The organism is Gilvibacter sp. SZ-19 (assembly GCF_002163875.1).
Taxonomy (GTDB): domain Bacteria; phylum Bacteroidota; class Bacteroidia; order Flavobacteriales; family Flavobacteriaceae; genus Gilvibacter.
Window position 1 is genome coordinate 1,339,855 of the sequence record NZ_CP019333.1, and the last position, 15,752, is coordinate 1,355,606.

A 15,752-nucleotide genomic window follows, 5' to 3' on the forward strand; every position below is an offset into this window, starting at 1 on the left:
GCGCCTATTTGTAGGCGCGGATCTGTTGTATCTGCATGCCTTTTTCTGTAGCGGTAATACTAACGGTACGCTTTACCTTTTTAGCTTCATAGCTGTAGAGCAGCTGAGTTAGGCCATTGGCGTCACGCTTAATGTTTAGGGCATCAAACCAACTGTCGGTCTCTTTTTTTGGCCCTTTGATCTGCTGACTGGCTTTTCCAGTTTGCTTAGGGAACTCAAATTCCTTTGGAATATCAAAGATTTTTTGAGCAATAAAGTAGGCTTCGTGCCAAGTGGCCTCTGGGAGTACTAAGGTCTCTGTATTCACTGGCTTACTAGCAGTGCCACCATTCACTTCTGTATAGCTAACTTTCGGGTATACCTCTTTTAGCTCCTTGGCGTAGCCTGCAGGTAACATGTCTTCTTCCGGCGGGAAGTACTTAGACAGATAACCGTTGAATACAAATCCTGTTTTGCGGTTAAAATTAACCTTGTCCATTCCACCTTTTATATTGTTGACCTTCATGGTGTTTTGCCCTTCGTGTTCAACAATTTCTAGCTTGGTTCCGTAGGGAATAATAGCTAGCTTTTCACTGTTGAGATTGTCAAACTCTCTAAGGCTGAGGCCTGTTCTCGCGGTCACGTAGCGATAGGTGACCTCACTGTCTTCCAGAGCTGCTTTGGCATCTGTAAGATTCTCAGTCATGGCCAACTGCTCGTTGATCACGCTTTGCGTTTCTGATTCTTGAATTTCTTGAGGGGCTTCTTTACAAGCGACTAGGGTGAGCGCTCCCAATAGGGCTAAGCTCGATAATTTTACTGTGTTCATTTTGCAAGTTTTAGCGTTAATAAAAATGTTATCGTAGCTTTCTTTGCAAGGAACTGCAGTTCTTATTTTGGGTGTTGGATTCCCGGTTTGTTAGTATAACGATACCGGTCAGAATAAATTTTTCAAGGAATATGCCAACTAGCAAAAATTAGTGTTTTTTAGCACTTTTTTAACTAAAACCACCTGTTTTTAAACGATTTCTATTCAATTTTCGCTAAAACTTGACCAATCCAATCAGATTCATGACTTAGAGAAACATCCGGAGCAATACCTACTACCTCATATTTCAAATAACGTTCGTATTTAGACGAGGTGAGACCTAAGGAATAGTTATTACAAGGAGTTATAAGATCTGCTGTAGAATAGTTTCCAAAACCATAAGCCAAGGCGCCTTTGGTGTTTTCTCCATAAGTGGTTAGCGGTAATTGATTCTTAGCCTTCATTAGAAAATGCTCGGCATTACTGGCTACAAAATTGTTTTGGATCAGGTGAAACTCCAATTGCTTTTTGCGCTTTTTGAATAGTTTTAAAAAAGGATCTGATGTTCTTGGGCCTCCGCCACCATTATTGCGTAAGTCCAAGATCACTTTTCCAGAAGTCAACTTTTCTTTTAAGGTTTCTAGGAGTTTCATGGCCTTGGCATAGTTCTCATTGCTTCCGCCAAAACTTCCAAGACGCACATAGTGTACACCGTTACCATAGTCCTTGTACTGAAAGGTATCGCCTTCTATGTAATAATTGTTAGCAGCATAGCTCGCGGCGAAGTCTTCTTTTACCCATCTTTCGGGATACAATCGGCCATTGGTAAGGTCAACTTTTCGCCTTTGCGGTTTATGATTGCGATCGTAAAAGTTCCCAGAGAAGTCCTCGCCAGTTATGCGCAGTGTAAACTTCAGCGCCCCGACAGGCCAATCCTCATAATTGCTCTCTAGAATGTACCCGGCATAATCATAGTACTTATCCGCTACTTTTACCACGGCGACACGATATACCCCAGCTAGTTCGTAAATTCCGGTTACAGGATCATCTGTGGTAGTAACGGCATTCGAGCTTAGGTCTTCTGGAGATCCCTCGTAAAATGGAGTCAGGCTTGCATAGTTTTTTTCTTTATCAAAATCTGCGATATAGATGTGATTATCCTTTACAGCCCCCAAATAGGTCTGTAGGTAATAGAGGCAATTCAAAGCCAAATTTTCATCGTTTCGCATATCTTCTTTCAAGCCTGCAATTAAAAATTGATCGGCAAGCGGAGATTTCCATTGCGATTTAAAACTCGGGCTTTCCTTTGCTTTGGCAGCTACAAAGTCCAGATCGCTGGCGCAGTCGCAATCCTGAGCAAATCCAAAACTAAAAAACATTATAAACAGTAGGCAAATGGTACTTTTCATGAATGATGGTTTATGCTTTATAAATATGGTTTTGGGGATATTGTTACACTAGAATTCAAATTTTAATTGTTCGCTAATACTTTCCTTCTCCACTGCTTTCTCGCTCTTTTCGTTGTTGAGATTAGAAATGGAGATTCCCAGTAGTCGAACAGATTCCTTTAATTTTTCCTGATACAGGAGTTGTTTTACTTCTTCTAAGATAAGGTCTGCCGTTGCAATATAAAAGGGTAGGGTTTTACTCCGCGTTTGCAAACTAAAATCGCTGTATTTGATCTTGAGCGTTACGGTCTTTCCGGCGATCTCACTTTTGGCTAAACGTCTTTGTATCTCTTCTGCAATGCCTTGAAGCCTTTCTAGCATGAATACTTCGGAGGTGATATTCTCGCTAAAAGTGCGTTCTGCAGCAAGGGATTTTCGCGTTCTGTCTGGTTTTACTTCAGACCTGTGGATTCCGCGAACCACGTCATAATAGTAACCCCCACTTTTACCAAAGTGCTCATCTAAGAATTCTCGGGAGCGCTCCTTAAGATCAGCTCCGGTGAAAATGCCCATTTGGTACATTTTCTCTGCGGTCACTTTCCCAACTCCATAGAATTTACGGATGTCTAAAGCCTCTAAGAATTCTTCCACCTCTTCTGGTGGCACTGTCTTTTGTCCGTTGGGTTTATTCACATCGCTGGCCACTTTGGCAATGAACTTATTGATGGAGATCCCTGCGGAGGCGTTAAGGCCGGTACGCTCCTTGATCTTGGCCCGAATTTCTCTGGCAATTAGCGTGGCACTGGGGTTGCCTTTTTTGTTTTGAGTTACGTCTAAATAAGCTTCGTCTAAAGAAAGGGGCTCTACCAGATCTGTGTATTCAAAAAAGATCTTTCGGATCTTTCTAGAGATCTCTGTATACCGGTCAAAGCGCGGTTTTACAAAGATCAGCTCTGGGCAATTGCGTCGGGCCATTACGCCACTCATCGCCGATCGCACCCCAAACTTTCTGGCCTCATAACTGGCCGCACTAACCACGCCGCGTTTAGAACTCCCGCCTACAGCTATCGGTTTACCGCGCAATTCGGGCCTATCCAATTGCTCCACCGAGGCATAAAACGCATCCATATCTACGTGTATGATCTTTCGTAATTGCGGCGCAGGTTCCATACCATAAATTTATGATATCTTCGTTAGACTTCAGGCCTTGATCATGATAGAAGTAGAACGTAAATTTTTAGTGGTATCGGACGCTTTTAAGGCGGATGCGATTCGCGTAGAAACCATGCAGCAAGGGTTTTTGTCTACAGATCCGGAGCGGACTGTGCGCGTTCGTGTTTTAGACGACTCAGGCAAGCTAACCATAAAAGGAGCTAGTAGTGCAGACGGCACTTCTCGTTTTGAATGGGAACGCGAGCTTCCCTTGACAGAAGCGCAGCGTTTGTTAGACCTCTGCTTGCCTGGAATGATCAGTAAGCAGCGCTATATTATTCCGGTAGGAGCGCATACTTTTGAGGTCGATGTATTTTCTGGAGACAACCAGGGCCTTATCATTGCAGAAGTAGAACTCAGCGCTGCAGACGAAGACTTTCCCAAACCGCAGTGGTTGGGAGAAGAAGTGACGGGCGACGCTAAATATTACAACAGTCAACTCGCTGTAAAACCTTATTCAAAATGGCTAGATACCTCCTTTCTTTAATTGCATTAGGAGTTCTTGTTTATAGCTGTAAGCAAGAGCCCACGGCCGACCTCACCGTAGAGGCTGCCGCCCAAAAAATTTCAGTGGCCCAGCAAAAGGCCCAACTGTTACAAGATGGTTTTGAGATCTTCGATTATGTAGACGAGGCAACGGGCGATACCATAATCATGCAGAAATACTTTATGGCCTTTTTAAAGAAAGGTCCCAATCGGGATCAGCCTAAAGCAGAAGCAGACAGTTTGCAAGCCTTGCATATGGCGCACTTGGGGCGTATGTACGAATTGGGCTATGCTGACCTTTCCGGACCCTTTGATGATGAAAGCGACATTAGTGGTATAACTGTTTATAACGTACCGACACTGCAAATGGCAGATTCTTTGGCTAATATGGACCCCATGGTCAAGGCAGGGCGCTTGGTCATTGAGATCCACCCATGGTGGGCAGGAAAAGGCTACCCTTTGCGTTGATCTTTAAGAGCCCGTGCTAAGGCTTTCACAGTGTTTTCATCACTGTGACTTTCTCCCTTTTTTATTGCTGCGGAGTGGATCGCACCAAAACCGCATGATAGCATTGCATTGATATTCTCAGGGCGTATACTGCCTCCGGGCATTATGGTAATGTCATTTCCATAGCGGGATTGCCAGGCTTTTAGTTTTTCCAATCCGTCAAGGGCTGTTTTGGCTCCTGCGGAGGTCAATATTCTAGTGAAGCCAAGGCTTATAAGTGTGTCTATGGCCGATTCTGGATCTTTCATCTCATCTATGGCCTTATGGAAAGTGAGTTCCAGATCACCGGCTGCCTTGACAAGTGTTTTTAAGCTTGGGATATCCAAGTTGCCATCTGCAGTTAAAGTGCCAATGACTACACCCTGAACTCCTAAGGCTCGTACCGCTTCTACACTGCTGGTCATCTGCCGGATCTCCTCCGCAGTAAAAACAAAATCCCCACCGCGTGGACGAATTAAGACCTGAGTGTTTGTTGTATATGATTCGAGTACTTGTTCCACCAAACTCAGTCTAGGGGTCACACCACCAACTTCCAATTGTTCACAAAGCTCAATGCGGTCTGCACCACCACTAACCGCAGCAGTGACAGATTCCAAACTTGGGGTACAAATTTCTAGCATCATTAATCCATTACAATTTCGTCCAAAAAGGTCCAAGCTTTGTTGCCAGCGCCTTGTTTCCCGTCTGGTATGATTCCGTAATTAGGGATATCAATACGGATACGCGTCACCATTTCTTCGGGCATACCAAAGACCTCATTCGCCACATTAGAAAGCGAGTCCTTTGCAATGATAGCAGTAGTGTTGTAAGAGCGACCGTCGGCAAGCGTCGCACTTATTTGACTTTTGGTCGGGGCGTAGATCCACTGACCCGGTGCATGATAGAATCCCAGTTTGAGTTTGTTGAGTTTAACCGGAGTTTCAAAACGGATGTCTACACGCAGATCGTCTCCCCAAAAGCCCAACCATTCTTTGTCGCCGTGGCGTGTGCTGCTGCCATAGACCCCGTTGTTCAAAGCGGCAATACCTCCGCTGTTGTAGGCCGGGTGTGGTTTTTTATTGAGCTTGATCTTAGCATTGATTCCTTTATGTAGGGTAAAGTCTTGTGTAAAGTTAACCGCATTTGGGTCTGTTTGATCCGCAAAACGCGCTTCTAGCATAGCAGAACGCTCTACCATTATAGGTTCTGAATAATCTATCCAGGCCTGCTCACTTGACCAACGGTATTGAATTTGCTGTTCAGGGAGCGGCCCTGATAAGCTGATTCGGAGCTTGTCTTCCTTACTTATTTCAGCGGTGATCTTTTCCAGAGGATTGTAATAATTACGCCCCATAGCGTCCAGGCGTTTGAGCAGGGGTTTCAGCCTTTTTAAGAAGTCTGGGTAAGAGACCTCGGGCTCTTCTTTAGCGCCACCCCAAACAACCTCTGCCATTGCCATTGTCCGAGGATAAGCCATGTATTGCAGCTTTTCTTCGGTTTGCATATATTCGGTCCAAACATTGCCTTGAGCCCCTAAAACTAGAGCTGCTTGCTTATTATTCAAGGCTTTCGGGATAGGATCAAAACTGTAAACCTTCTCTAGAGGCAAGAATCCACCTATAGCCAAAGGCTGATCTGCAGAATCGTCCTGATAATAGTCAAAATAGGCATGAGAAGTTGGGCTCATGATCACATTGTTGCCAGATTTTGCTGCTTGAATCCCGCCTTCAACACCCCGCCAAGACATCACCGTGGCCGTTGGGTCCAATCCGCCTTCTAAGATCTCGTCCCAACCCAAAAGCTTTTTCCCTTTTCCGTTGAGGTAGCCAGCAATTTCACCGATAAAGAACGACTGTAATTCATGTTCGTCTTTAAGATTTTCATCTTTGATGAGCTGTTGGCAATGCGGACATGCTTTCCACCTTGTTTTTGGGGCCTCATCGCCTCCAATATGAATGTATTCTCCAGGGAAGAGCGCAATGACTTCGTCCAACACATTGAAAAGAAAATCAAAGGTCTCTGGCTTGGGACAAAAAATATCGTCAAAAACACCCCATTTTGTGGCAACAGCAATGGAATCACCGGTACAACCTAAGTCTGGATACGCACTAATGGCAGCCGTGGCATGTCCGGGCATTTCGATCTCTGGAATAACTCTAATGTTCAAGCTTTGTGCATAGGCGACGACTTCTTTGATCTCTTCTTGAGAATAGTAACCTCCGTAGCGCTGGCCATCGAACTTTTGCGGGCTATCGTTATAATGCCCAATTAATGTCTCTGGTCTGTAAGCACCGTGATTGGTGAGCTTCGGATACTTTTTTATTTCAATGCGCCAGCCTTGATCGTCTGTCAAATGCCAATGAAAGCTGTTCATTTTCATTAAGGCCATTACATCTAAATAACGCTTCACTGCATCGACTCCGAAGAAATGTCGCGAAACATCCAAATGCATCCCGCGATGCTCAAATTGTGGGCCGTCGGTAATGGACAAACCAGGAAGTTCAAACTTTTCAAAGGCCAGTTCTTCGGCCCTTTCTAATTCGGTTGGCAGCAATTGTCTTAAGCTTTGCAAACCGTAGAATGCACCAGAGACATCTTTTGCAAATATGCTAATTTGATCGCTAGAAATGTCAAGGCGATAGTGCTCTGCCTCTAAGGTATTGTCACTGATTATTTTAAGCTGTGCCTTGTTGGAGTCGGTTGCGCGGCTCACATTGAAGCTCGGATTCATTCCAAAGTAAGCGTCGATAAAATCAGTGAGATCTTCCGCATAGGAATCTACAAAGTAATTGAGCTCGGCCTCCCAGATAAAACTAGCATCTTGGGGCTGCATCTGTGCAGGCGTGGGCAGTATGGCAACCTCTTCATAACTCAGTTTTGGATGGTCATTGTCAGGGTCGCAAGAAATTAAGGTCAGCGATAGAAAGCAGGCAAAAACAATTAAGCGTTGCATAGAATTTTGGCATCGGTTCTTGGCTAAGTTAAGGATTCCGAATGTGTATTTGACGCCTGATCTCATTTCCGTCGGCATCTACCACCGTGAGTAGATGATCGCCTGCCTTAGGCAAAAGGGCCATTTCATGAAAGGTATCGGTATTGCCTAAATAGGTATTGTCCAGATACCAATAGAGCGTAGTTTCAGATTTTCGATGTGCTACCTTAAAGACCACCTCGCTGGGCTTTTGGCTAAAATCTTGGGCGAGTATAATATCCGAACTGTCCTTCGGGAATATGAACTCCATATTGGGTATCTCCTCTGGAAAACAACCCTGCTTAAATGCCGGCAGCGGTCTGTATTCAGGATGATTCTTGGTGTAATAATGTTCTAAAAAAGGTGGCAGAACGAACCATTTTTCTGCGGTGATATCAGCGGCTGGGTAACAATCTAAATTCACCTGATACTCCTTTTTATCGTCTAAAAATACAGTTCTGTGATAAGGACAGCTCAAGGTCATTACTTTGGCCTTCGCAACCCATTGCTCTTGTACATTTTCGCAATATGCCCCCGCGATATGCCCACTTTTGGTGCAGATGTTTCTTTGAACCAGATCGTCAAAGGGAGGCGGAAAGAATTCACTTTTTGGCAAGGCATCAAAAACACTAAAGAGAAGCGGCGCCGCGGCTTGCACACCTGTAAGACCTGGCCTGCCTTCGCCATCTGCATTTCCAGCCCATACCCCAACAGTGTATTTTGGGGTAACGCCAACTGCCCATGCATCTTTAAAGCCATAAGAAGTGCCCGTTTTCCAGGCTATCTGTTGTGCCCCGTTAAAGCTATCCCAGAGTTCTTGTCCAAAAGGCCGATTCACTTTTTGCAGGGCTTGAAAAGTGTTGAACAAACTCCCCGCAGTAAAAAGAGGGGCCTCGAAAGTGGTCTCGCCAAAGTCGCGCTGACTGTCATTTATGATCTTCGGAGCGGAATATTCTCCAGTTCGGTATTGAGAGGAGTTGCCACTGTAGTGATTTAAGGTGGCTCCCATGGCTGCATAAGCGGCTGTTACTTCCCAGAGTGAAGCTTCTGCGCCTCCTAATATCAAAGACAATCCGTAGTGATTTGCCGGACGATCTATACTATTTAGGCCAGCTCTTTGGAGTTTTCTGTGAAACCGCTCCAGACCATAACTTTCTAAAAGTCGGACTGCCGGAATATTCAGCGAACGCGAAAGGGCTTCGCTGGCCGAAATGGCGCCTTGAAACTCATTGTCAAAATTGCTGGGATTGTATCCGTTGATACTCGTCGGAACATCTTTGACCAACATATCTGGTAATAGGCTTCCGTCTTCTATGGCACTTGCATAGAGCAGTGGTTTTAAAATGCTTCCTGTACTTCTTTTGCTGCGGATAATATCCACGAACACTTGATGCTGCGCGGACGTTGGGCTGTTGCCAACATAGGCCAGTACCTCTCTTTGGTCTGTGGATAAAACTAAAATTGCGGCATTGTGGATCTGATTGGCTTGCAGACCTTGATGATGCAAGCGCATACTGGTGTTGAGTTGCTGCTGAAGCTTATAATCTAAAGTAGTCTTTACCCGCTGTCCTGCTTGTTCTTGCACCATTCTGTCTAATAAATGTGGGGAGAGTTGTGGCAGTGGTAAAGGTTTCCCTGGCAAGGGTTCCTGTACAGACAGCTCGTAATCGGTTTGGGTGAGTTCGCCTCTTTCTAAGAGTTTTTTGAGCAGTCTGTTTCGCTTTTGGAGTAAAACCTCATGCCCTTTTCCTGGATATACCAGGGCAGGTGCGTTGGGCAGTACGGCCAAGGTAGCCATTTGCCCCCAGCTCAGCTCGGTAGCAGGCAGGCCGTAATACCTCCAAGCTGCTGTTTCCAAACCGATCACATTGCCTCCAAAGGGAGCATGCGCTGCATACAGCCCAAGGACTTCCTTTTTACTGTATCTAAACTCCAAGCGAGTAGCCTGGATCATTTCTATGAGCTTTTCGGAATAGGTGCGAGCTTTGTTGTCACGCGACAGACGTATTACCTGTTGGGTAAGCGTACTGCCTCCGCGGCGAGAATCCCTAGTCAAATTATTCCAAAGCGCTTTGGTTACCGCCACCGGATTAACTCCTGGATGCTGGTAGAAATACTCGTCTTCAAAAAGCAGGATGCATCGCTCGAATTTATGAGGCACGTTATCTGAGGCCGGAAATCGCCATTGTCCATCCGCAGCAATTCGCGCCCCCAACAAATAGCCCTCGCGGCTCTCTATCACTGTAGAGGTAGGCGACTCGAATAAAACTCGAGGTAGGCAAAACAACCAATAGAGCAAGCCAGCCAAAATAAGACTTCGCTTTAGGCCTAACCATTTAAGGCATGCTATGAATCTTTTACTTATTCGCATTATTGTTTAACAGTTACCCATTGCCCTTGTGTTCTGGCGTAGTAGTTGTCACTATACATAGTGCTGCTGTGTGTTCCAGCTAAATAATATCGGCCTAAATAAGAGGCATTGACTACCAATTCAAAGGTCTTGGATTTGCCAGATCTCAGATCGAAATAGTAGTTCACTTTGTCATCTCTAATATCTGTATATCGGGCCGGATTCACATGGCCTTGCACGGCAGCTGTAAAATTGGTGTTTACAATTTCCCAGCCACTCGGCACAAGTTGCGTAAGGGAGAGGTCTCTTAGGTCGTCATTGGAGTTGTTCAAAATGTTTATACGAATGTTGAACTCCGTGCCTTGTCGCAATTCGGCCACATCAATGCGCTTGCCTTCTTTATCCAAGAAATCGGTGCGCAGGGATAGATTCTTAGTCGCCGCTTTTTCTGCCCACATCGGATAACGTCCTTGCTGGATCAGTGAGGCATAAATACGACTCTCTCCCGTATTGTTTAGGCTGATGGAATTGTCTCCCATAACAAAGGAAAGTTCTTGCAGTAAGATACTCTTTTCGGAACTCAAGGCTGTAGTTTGTCCATTTTGATTCAAACTCACGCTAAAGGATTTTCCACCATTGATCTTCACCATTTTTCCAAGCGCCAAAAGACTATAGGCCGTCTCTTGGGTATTCAGCCAACGCTCACTGCTTAGTTGGGCCGCTATGGATAGGGCCATTTCGCGTTCGTTTTCGTCTTGCAGCAGGGTCATTATCTCCAAAGCCATAGCCATATTGCGCAAAGCCGAGCCGTAGGTATACCAACTGTATCGTTGATTTTCGAATTTAAGTGTGGCTTTTTCTAACAGTTCTAATGCTGCGGATTTGTTGCCAGTCAGGGCGTATGCCCCGGCTAAGCGCCACAGTGCGGCATTGGTTAATCCGCCACTTTTTCTGAGCCTGTTCATGGCTGCCAGTTCGGGCTGCCCGGCCAAAGCCAAGGTGTATAAGCGATACGCTTGGGCATGTGTTGTGTTATACGATTGCGATGATTTGCGCCATTGTTTGGCCGCAAGACGTTGATAGCGGGTCCAATTAGAAAGGAACCCTATTGGTAAGGTATATCCCTGTTGTTTGGCCTCTAATAAAAAATGACCTGCATAAGAGGTTCCCCAATCACTAGATTGGGACTCACCCATCCAATAACCCATACCGCCAGAGGTGTTCTGGAATTGTCCTAGACGGCGTATCGCAGCTTTGATATTCTCTTCCGTACGACGCGCTTGGGTTGAGCTTAGGGCAACCAGATCTTTGAGATAGAGCTGCGGAAAAGCACCCGAGGTGGTTTGTTCCACACAGCCATGTGGATATTGGATCAAATAATCCAAACGCTTTTCCAGATCCATAGGAGGAATGGTAGACAATTCTAGAGTCACCTTGTTCGTCCCTGCGGTACCGAAAGTTGCAAAGTCGATCTGTTTCTGCGTTCCCGCTTCTACCGTATAGGTTTTAGATGTTCTGCTGATGGGATTCGGATTGTAAATATCGATCTCCAAGGGGTAAGACGCCTTATGGCTTCCGCTTTGTGCTAGGACTTTAATGTTTTGTACTGCATCGCTGGCTTGGATCTCGTATTCAAAGTTCACGATCTGTTCCCCTGGGCTATCAAAACGAACCGTCTTTGTAGCACTTCCCGTTGGTTTTAATCCGGAGGAGGTTTCTATGCTCACTTGTGCTTGTTTTACCTTTGGATCCATAGCAAACACAGTCACAGGCAGCGTGAGTTTCTCACCGGGAGAAAGCTTCCTGGGCACCGAGGCCAAGACCATCAGCGGAGTGCGCACTGGTGTGACCACTTCTGTCTTACCATAGGCCTGAGTTTGATTGTATCCCGCAACTACCATGGTTTTTACAGACCCTATGTAATTGGGCATGGTCAAGGTATGTGTGGCAGACTGCCCGGGGTCTAATTTAAAGGGCCCCAGATAACTTACCACAGGTTTAAAGCGGTCTGCTTTTCTGTTCTTGGCTCCCGCTGCAGCATCGCCACCACCTATTGCGTAGAAATTGTCAACCTGTGTAGAGAAGGCCCCCATCACCAAATCGTAGATATCAAAGGTCTTAACCCCTAAGGCTTGTCGAGCGTAAAAAGCTTTGTGAATATCTGGCGTGCTGAATCTGGTGAGATCCAAAAGGCCTTCGTCCACCACCGCTAGGGTATAGGTCATAGCTTTGCCATTGGATTCAGATACCGTTACCTGATAGTCAGTTTCTGGTTTCAATTCAGAGGGTATTTGAAGTTGTGGGGACAGCTCGGTCTTCGGATTGTTAACCATTATAGGAACCACACCGTAGAGTCGCATAGGCAGGTCGTTTTTGGTTCGCTCGTGCGGTTGCAACAAACTGATGTTGATATACACATTAGGAGCCATCTCTGGAGTAATGTCTAAAGAAAGCTCTGTATTACCTTGCTGTGTCTTAACCCACTGATAATGCAATACCTCTGTGCCATTTTCTACACTGATCAGCGCCGTGCTACCTGCACTTGAAGGGAACCGGATCTGTGCTTGTTCACCGACATTGTAAGTATCCTTGTCTGATGAGAAAAGTAGCATTTTAGCACTCTCGGAGCCAGCTTGTCCGGTTTGCCACCAATCTTTAAAGAAATAGGTGGTCATTCCCGTTGCATGGCCAGAAACTGGGTCTTTGACACGAATTAAATATCGGCCTCGCTGCTCGTCGGGTATATTGAGATCAAAGCTTCCTTTTCCATTACTACCTGTGGTGATCTCAAAGGTTTTTACAGGTCTGTAAACGCTGCTGTTCTCGTATCGAGACAAATTATCTCGTCCGCGGTTCCACCACCATCGCCAAGAGATCTCAAAGACCTCAACGGTGAGCTTTCTGTTACCAGAGGCTTTTCCTTGTGCGTCTACTGTGACAAGTTCGAACCGGTGGTCCCGCTGGGTTTCAAAAGATCCATAACGTCCTAATTTGGGAGGCTTCAGCCCGACAAAATGTGCATAAGGCGCAAGGGGTTTGTTAATTACATCTATAGAGAAATCACCGCTGCCTTCGTACACTTTGGTTACAAAAGACGCCTGTAACATTCCCGGAGCCTTATCGCTTAGTTGTAGTTGTTCTTTAAAACCAAAGGCACCTTCGCTATTGAGGTCTGCATCTAAAAAGTTAAACTCCGAAGTAGAAAAAGTCCGCACCGGGTCATTAAAGTTAAAATTGGTAAAGTCCTTAAAAGGCGAAGAAGATTCTGCCAAGGTCAAAGAGACATTGGCTTTCAAATTACGCGCTGGTGCCCCGTGCAACCAAGTGCTTTTCAAGGCCCCGGAAATTGGGCGGTCGGCCTCTAAAACAGCCTTCTCGAACTCCAATTGTACTTTTAAGCGATTGGGTTTTATTGTAGCCACTCGCAAAGTCTTGCCAAAACTCGCGCCACCTACTTTAACCGTGGCATTCCAATTTCCTGTGGGTGCCTCTGCAGCCGTAGTCAATGGAAAATAGTAAAAGCCGTCTACGCTTCCACGAACAACCCGACGCTCCACCAGTTTTCCTCGGGCGTCCGTGAGCTCTAGTTTTACAGGATGATCTTCTGGCAAGGGATTGGCCGCATCATTCAGAACAAAGGTGAGGTGAATGCTGTCTCCTGGGCGATGTACGCCACGTTCGGTATATAAAAATCCTTTAAGACCTTGCTGCACTTGTCCTCCCGACACATCAAATTTAGATAGAGAAAGAGCCATTCCATCGTCTATGCGCGCATAGGCGTAGTTAGCTGCTTTTTGCGCTACTACAAAGGCAGCTTTATTGTCGGTGTCGAACACGATTTGTCCTTGCGCATTGGTTGTGCGACTGGCAATGACTTGCTGCTGATAATTGTAAAGAGAGACCTTGACTCCGCCCATGGGTTCGGAGCTGATAAGATTGTTGGTAAAGACATGATAGGTTCCATTGTTGCCTGCCTTAACGGTTATTCCTAAGTCTGAGGCCATTAAATTGGATTGCACAATTCGGTCTTCATTGTAGTAGGCTGGATGGCAAGGATTATCTCTTTCTTGCCAATTGTAACTGTAAGATCGCCAACGGTAGATCTCATTGTCCCAATAACGAGATTCTAGGGCATCTTCGTCGGCACTTTCCAGATCGTTGTCACTAGCATAATCCCCATAATACTCATCCTCGTACTCGTTTTCTTCTCCTGCCAAAATGCTCTCGCAAGCAAACAAACTGTATTCTGGCTTAAAACTGAATTCTACTCGGTAGACGCTTCCGGGGCTGGCATCGAAGAGTTCTGTCAGATCTAAAGCGTGGGCTTTCCAACTGTTTGCACTCACCATATTGGTATCTACCAGCTGTAGCGTTTTTTTGGCCACACGTCTGCCTACGCGTCGCAGGTAGTAATCGCTGGAATTGTTCAGAGAACTTTCTTGAAGGAACTGTAAGAGGTTGTCTTGAAAGATCTCTACGACTCGTACATCTATTTGAGCCAGGTTAACCGTTTCAAAGTAAATGGGATTGTTCTTCGCATTCGGGATAATTGTTCCCTTAGAGAGCAAATTGACTTGTGGCTTTAAGGGGTCAAAAGTGACCGTGTCGGAATAAGAGTTCTTTAGAGCGTAGCCATCGGTGTTTTTAAGCCCGGCAAAGACTACAAGGTCCAAATCGCCTTGCGGGCGACTTGCAGGATAGATCAGCAGCGAATTGCCATCTGCCTCAAACCGCAAATTATCGTTACCTCCTAAATTCACTAAACCTCTAAAATCTTGATCTGGATCGACAGGATCGGAGAAGTTAATGGTGAGTCTGGTGCTGGGCGCCTCCGAAGTATTTACATCCAAAACGGTGAAATTGTTTCTTCCGGGGATTACAAAAGGGGCTGTACCCTTATTGTCTGCACCGATCGCCTTTCCATCCCAACGGATCTGGATCTCGCTGTCGTTTTCAGCACGCGCTATGCTGTCAATCACAAAGCTGTAGTATTTATTTGGGCCGCCAAGCGAGTCCCACTTTACTGCGAGCTGCGCTCCACCTTGACTTACACTGACCAGTTCGCGGGCTTGGTTCAAATAAAGACCATCCGCCGCCTGAATGCTGCCTTGTAAAAATTGATAGCTCTTATTATAGGACTGTAATTGCCCGAGATCTACTTTGAAATTGGGTGCTATGGTTTTAAAGGAGAAGGTAAATTGACGTTTGTCGTCGGGAAGATCCTCTAAAAAATCACTGAGATTTACCGTAACCGAATATTCGGTATCGGCTTTTAAAGCTTCATTAGGTGTAAAGATCAGGGAACGCCCATTGCTGATCTTAAGTGTACCCGTTACGCTTGGTCTTATTTTAAAACTACTGGCAGGAAGCTGGGCCTGGGCATCGAAGTTGGCTAGCGGCCTTAAAAAGTCCAAGACTATAGGTGCATGCACAGAGCGTACACCTTGCGTGTGATAGGAGAGGTAGTCCCGGTATTGAAAAAGTTGATCGTTTTGTGTTGATTTGGGCTTACAGGCGGTTGCGAGCAGTAATAAAACGAGACTCGCGCGGAATAATGACTTCATAGTCGGCGATGGTTTAACGTCAGTAATTAAAGGTACAAAAAGTCTAAGCCCAAAAGGGCTAGTAAATTCCTGAAGTTAAACTGTAAGGCCTTCGGAATAAGGCGCGTTGGTGGTTGAAGACACTTAAATAACGCAGCTTTTTTTAATTGCGTATGCTGCGGATTTGAATTTGGGAAGAGTTTAACAGACTGGGGTTTAATCTGCAGTAAAATCGTACTCTCTTTCAACTTTACAGATCCGTACTTTATAGCTGGAATACCATTGGGTTCTTCCCATTTTTTGCGCTAAGAGGTGATCTGCTTGTTGTTTCCATTGTGCTATGGCCTCCAAGCTTTCCCAATAGCTAACAGTAATGCCTAAACCGCTGCGAGCGCTTTCTATTCCTAGATAACCTGCTTGTTGAGCTGCAAGCTCCTCCATGAGTTGTGCTGTGGCCGAATATCCTGTCAGATCATCGGTTTGATAACTGCTAAAGATAACGGCATAGTAGGGTTTGTTGAGTTCCAAG

General features: G+C 45.6%; 10 protein-coding genes. 2 read left to right on the forward strand and 8 right to left on the reverse strand.

From position 1 onward, the window contains the following. Positions 1-4 precede the first annotated feature (4 nt). From BTO09_RS06185 to dinB, 3 genes are all read right to left on the reverse strand, one after another. On the reverse strand, positions 5-808 hold the full coding sequence (locus BTO09_RS06185; protein WP_087523937.1) for an SH3 domain-containing protein: 804 nt from the start codon (positions 806-808) through the stop codon (positions 5-7). A 200-nt stretch (positions 809-1,008) separates the two neighbouring features. Continuing rightward, a complete protein-coding gene (locus BTO09_RS06190; RefSeq protein WP_157663440.1) occupies positions 1,009-2,196 on the reverse strand; it encodes a S41 family peptidase in 1,188 nt (395 codons plus the stop codon). A 48-nt stretch (positions 2,197-2,244) separates the two neighbouring features. Beyond that, complete coding sequence (gene dinB, locus BTO09_RS06195) at positions 2,245-3,345, reverse strand: DNA polymerase IV (protein ID WP_087523939.1); 1,101 nt, start codon at positions 3,343-3,345, stop codon at positions 2,245-2,247. A gap of 43 nt (positions 3,346-3,388) precedes the next feature. On the opposite strand from dinB, the gene BTO09_RS06200 reads away from it, so the two are divergent. Both BTO09_RS06200 and BTO09_RS06205 read left to right on the forward strand, forming a co-directional pair. After that, positions 3,389-3,874 carry a CYTH domain-containing protein gene (locus BTO09_RS06200; RefSeq protein WP_087523940.1) on the forward strand — a complete coding sequence of 162 codons (486 nt, stop codon included), beginning with the start codon at positions 3,389-3,391 and terminating at the stop codon, positions 3,872-3,874. Further along, positions 3,850-4,341 (forward strand): YciI family protein, encoded by a 492-nt coding sequence (locus BTO09_RS06205; protein ID WP_087523941.1) that lies wholly within the window; start codon positions 3,850-3,852, stop codon positions 4,339-4,341. Before BTO09_RS06200 ends, BTO09_RS06205 begins: the two co-directional genes overlap by 25 nt. Here the strand turns inward: BTO09_RS06205 and BTO09_RS06210 are convergent. The 5 genes from BTO09_RS06210 to BTO09_RS06230 all read right to left on the reverse strand — a co-directional run bounded on the left by BTO09_RS06210 (position 4,326) and on the right by BTO09_RS06230 (position 15,751). Continuing rightward, positions 4,326-5,003: a copper homeostasis protein CutC gene (locus BTO09_RS06210; RefSeq protein ID WP_087523942.1), complete on the reverse strand. Its 678-nt coding sequence runs from the start codon at positions 5,001-5,003 to the stop codon at positions 4,326-4,328. The genes BTO09_RS06205 and BTO09_RS06210 overlap by 16 nt on opposite strands. Next, positions 5,003-7,312: a beta-N-acetylhexosaminidase gene (locus BTO09_RS06215; RefSeq protein WP_198356541.1), complete on the reverse strand. Its 2,310-nt coding sequence runs from the start codon at positions 7,310-7,312 to the stop codon at positions 5,003-5,005. Before BTO09_RS06215 ends, BTO09_RS06210 begins: the two co-directional genes overlap by 1 nt. 28 nt (positions 7,313-7,340) lie before the next feature. Next, positions 7,341-9,701, reverse strand: a complete 2,361-nt coding sequence (pbpC, locus tag BTO09_RS06220) for a penicillin-binding protein 1C (RefSeq protein ID WP_087523943.1) — start codon at positions 9,699-9,701, stop codon at positions 7,341-7,343. Beyond that, positions 9,701-15,244: an Ig-like domain-containing alpha-2-macroglobulin family protein gene (locus tag BTO09_RS06225; RefSeq protein WP_087523944.1), complete on the reverse strand. Its 5,544-nt coding sequence runs from the start codon at positions 15,242-15,244 to the stop codon at positions 9,701-9,703. The genes pbpC and BTO09_RS06225 overlap by 1 nt, the downstream gene beginning before the upstream one ends. A gap of 195 nt (positions 15,245-15,439) precedes the next feature. Next, positions 15,440-15,751, reverse strand: a complete 312-nt coding sequence (locus BTO09_RS06230; RefSeq protein WP_087523945.1) for an antibiotic biosynthesis monooxygenase — start codon at positions 15,749-15,751, stop codon at positions 15,440-15,442. Between the last annotated feature and the right edge of the window lies 1 nt (position 15,752).

Bases quoted from the DNA above. Each gene is read 5' to 3' on its own strand.
- BTO09_RS06225 (WP_087523944.1), bottom strand. From the start codon at position 15,244: ATGAAGTCATTATTCCGCGCGAGTCTCGTTTTATTACTGCTCGCAACC.
- BTO09_RS06200 (WP_087523940.1), top strand. From the start codon at position 3,389: ATGATAGAAGTAGAACGTAAATTTTTAGTGGTATCGGACGCTTTTAAG.
- pbpC (WP_087523943.1), bottom strand. From the start codon at position 9,701: ATGCGAATAAGTAAAAGATTCATAGCATGCCTTAAATGGTTAGGCCTA.
- BTO09_RS06210 (WP_087523942.1), bottom strand. From the start codon at position 5,003: ATGATGCTAGAAATTTGTACCCCAAGTTTGGAATCTGTCACTGCTGCG.
- BTO09_RS06190 (WP_157663440.1), bottom strand. From the start codon at position 2,196: ATGAAAAGTACCATTTGCCTACTGTTTATAATGTTTTTTAGTTTTGGA.
- BTO09_RS06185 (WP_087523937.1), bottom strand. From the start codon at position 808: ATGAACACAGTAAAATTATCGAGCTTAGCCCTATTGGGAGCGCTCACC.
- BTO09_RS06215 (WP_198356541.1), bottom strand. From the start codon at position 7,312: ATGCAACGCTTAATTGTTTTTGCCTGCTTTCTATCGCTGACCTTAATT.
- BTO09_RS06205 (WP_087523941.1), top strand. From the start codon at position 3,850: ATGGCTAGATACCTCCTTTCTTTAATTGCATTAGGAGTTCTTGTTTAT.
- dinB (WP_087523939.1), bottom strand. From the start codon at position 3,345: ATGGAACCTGCGCCGCAATTACGAAAGATCATACACGTAGATATGGAT.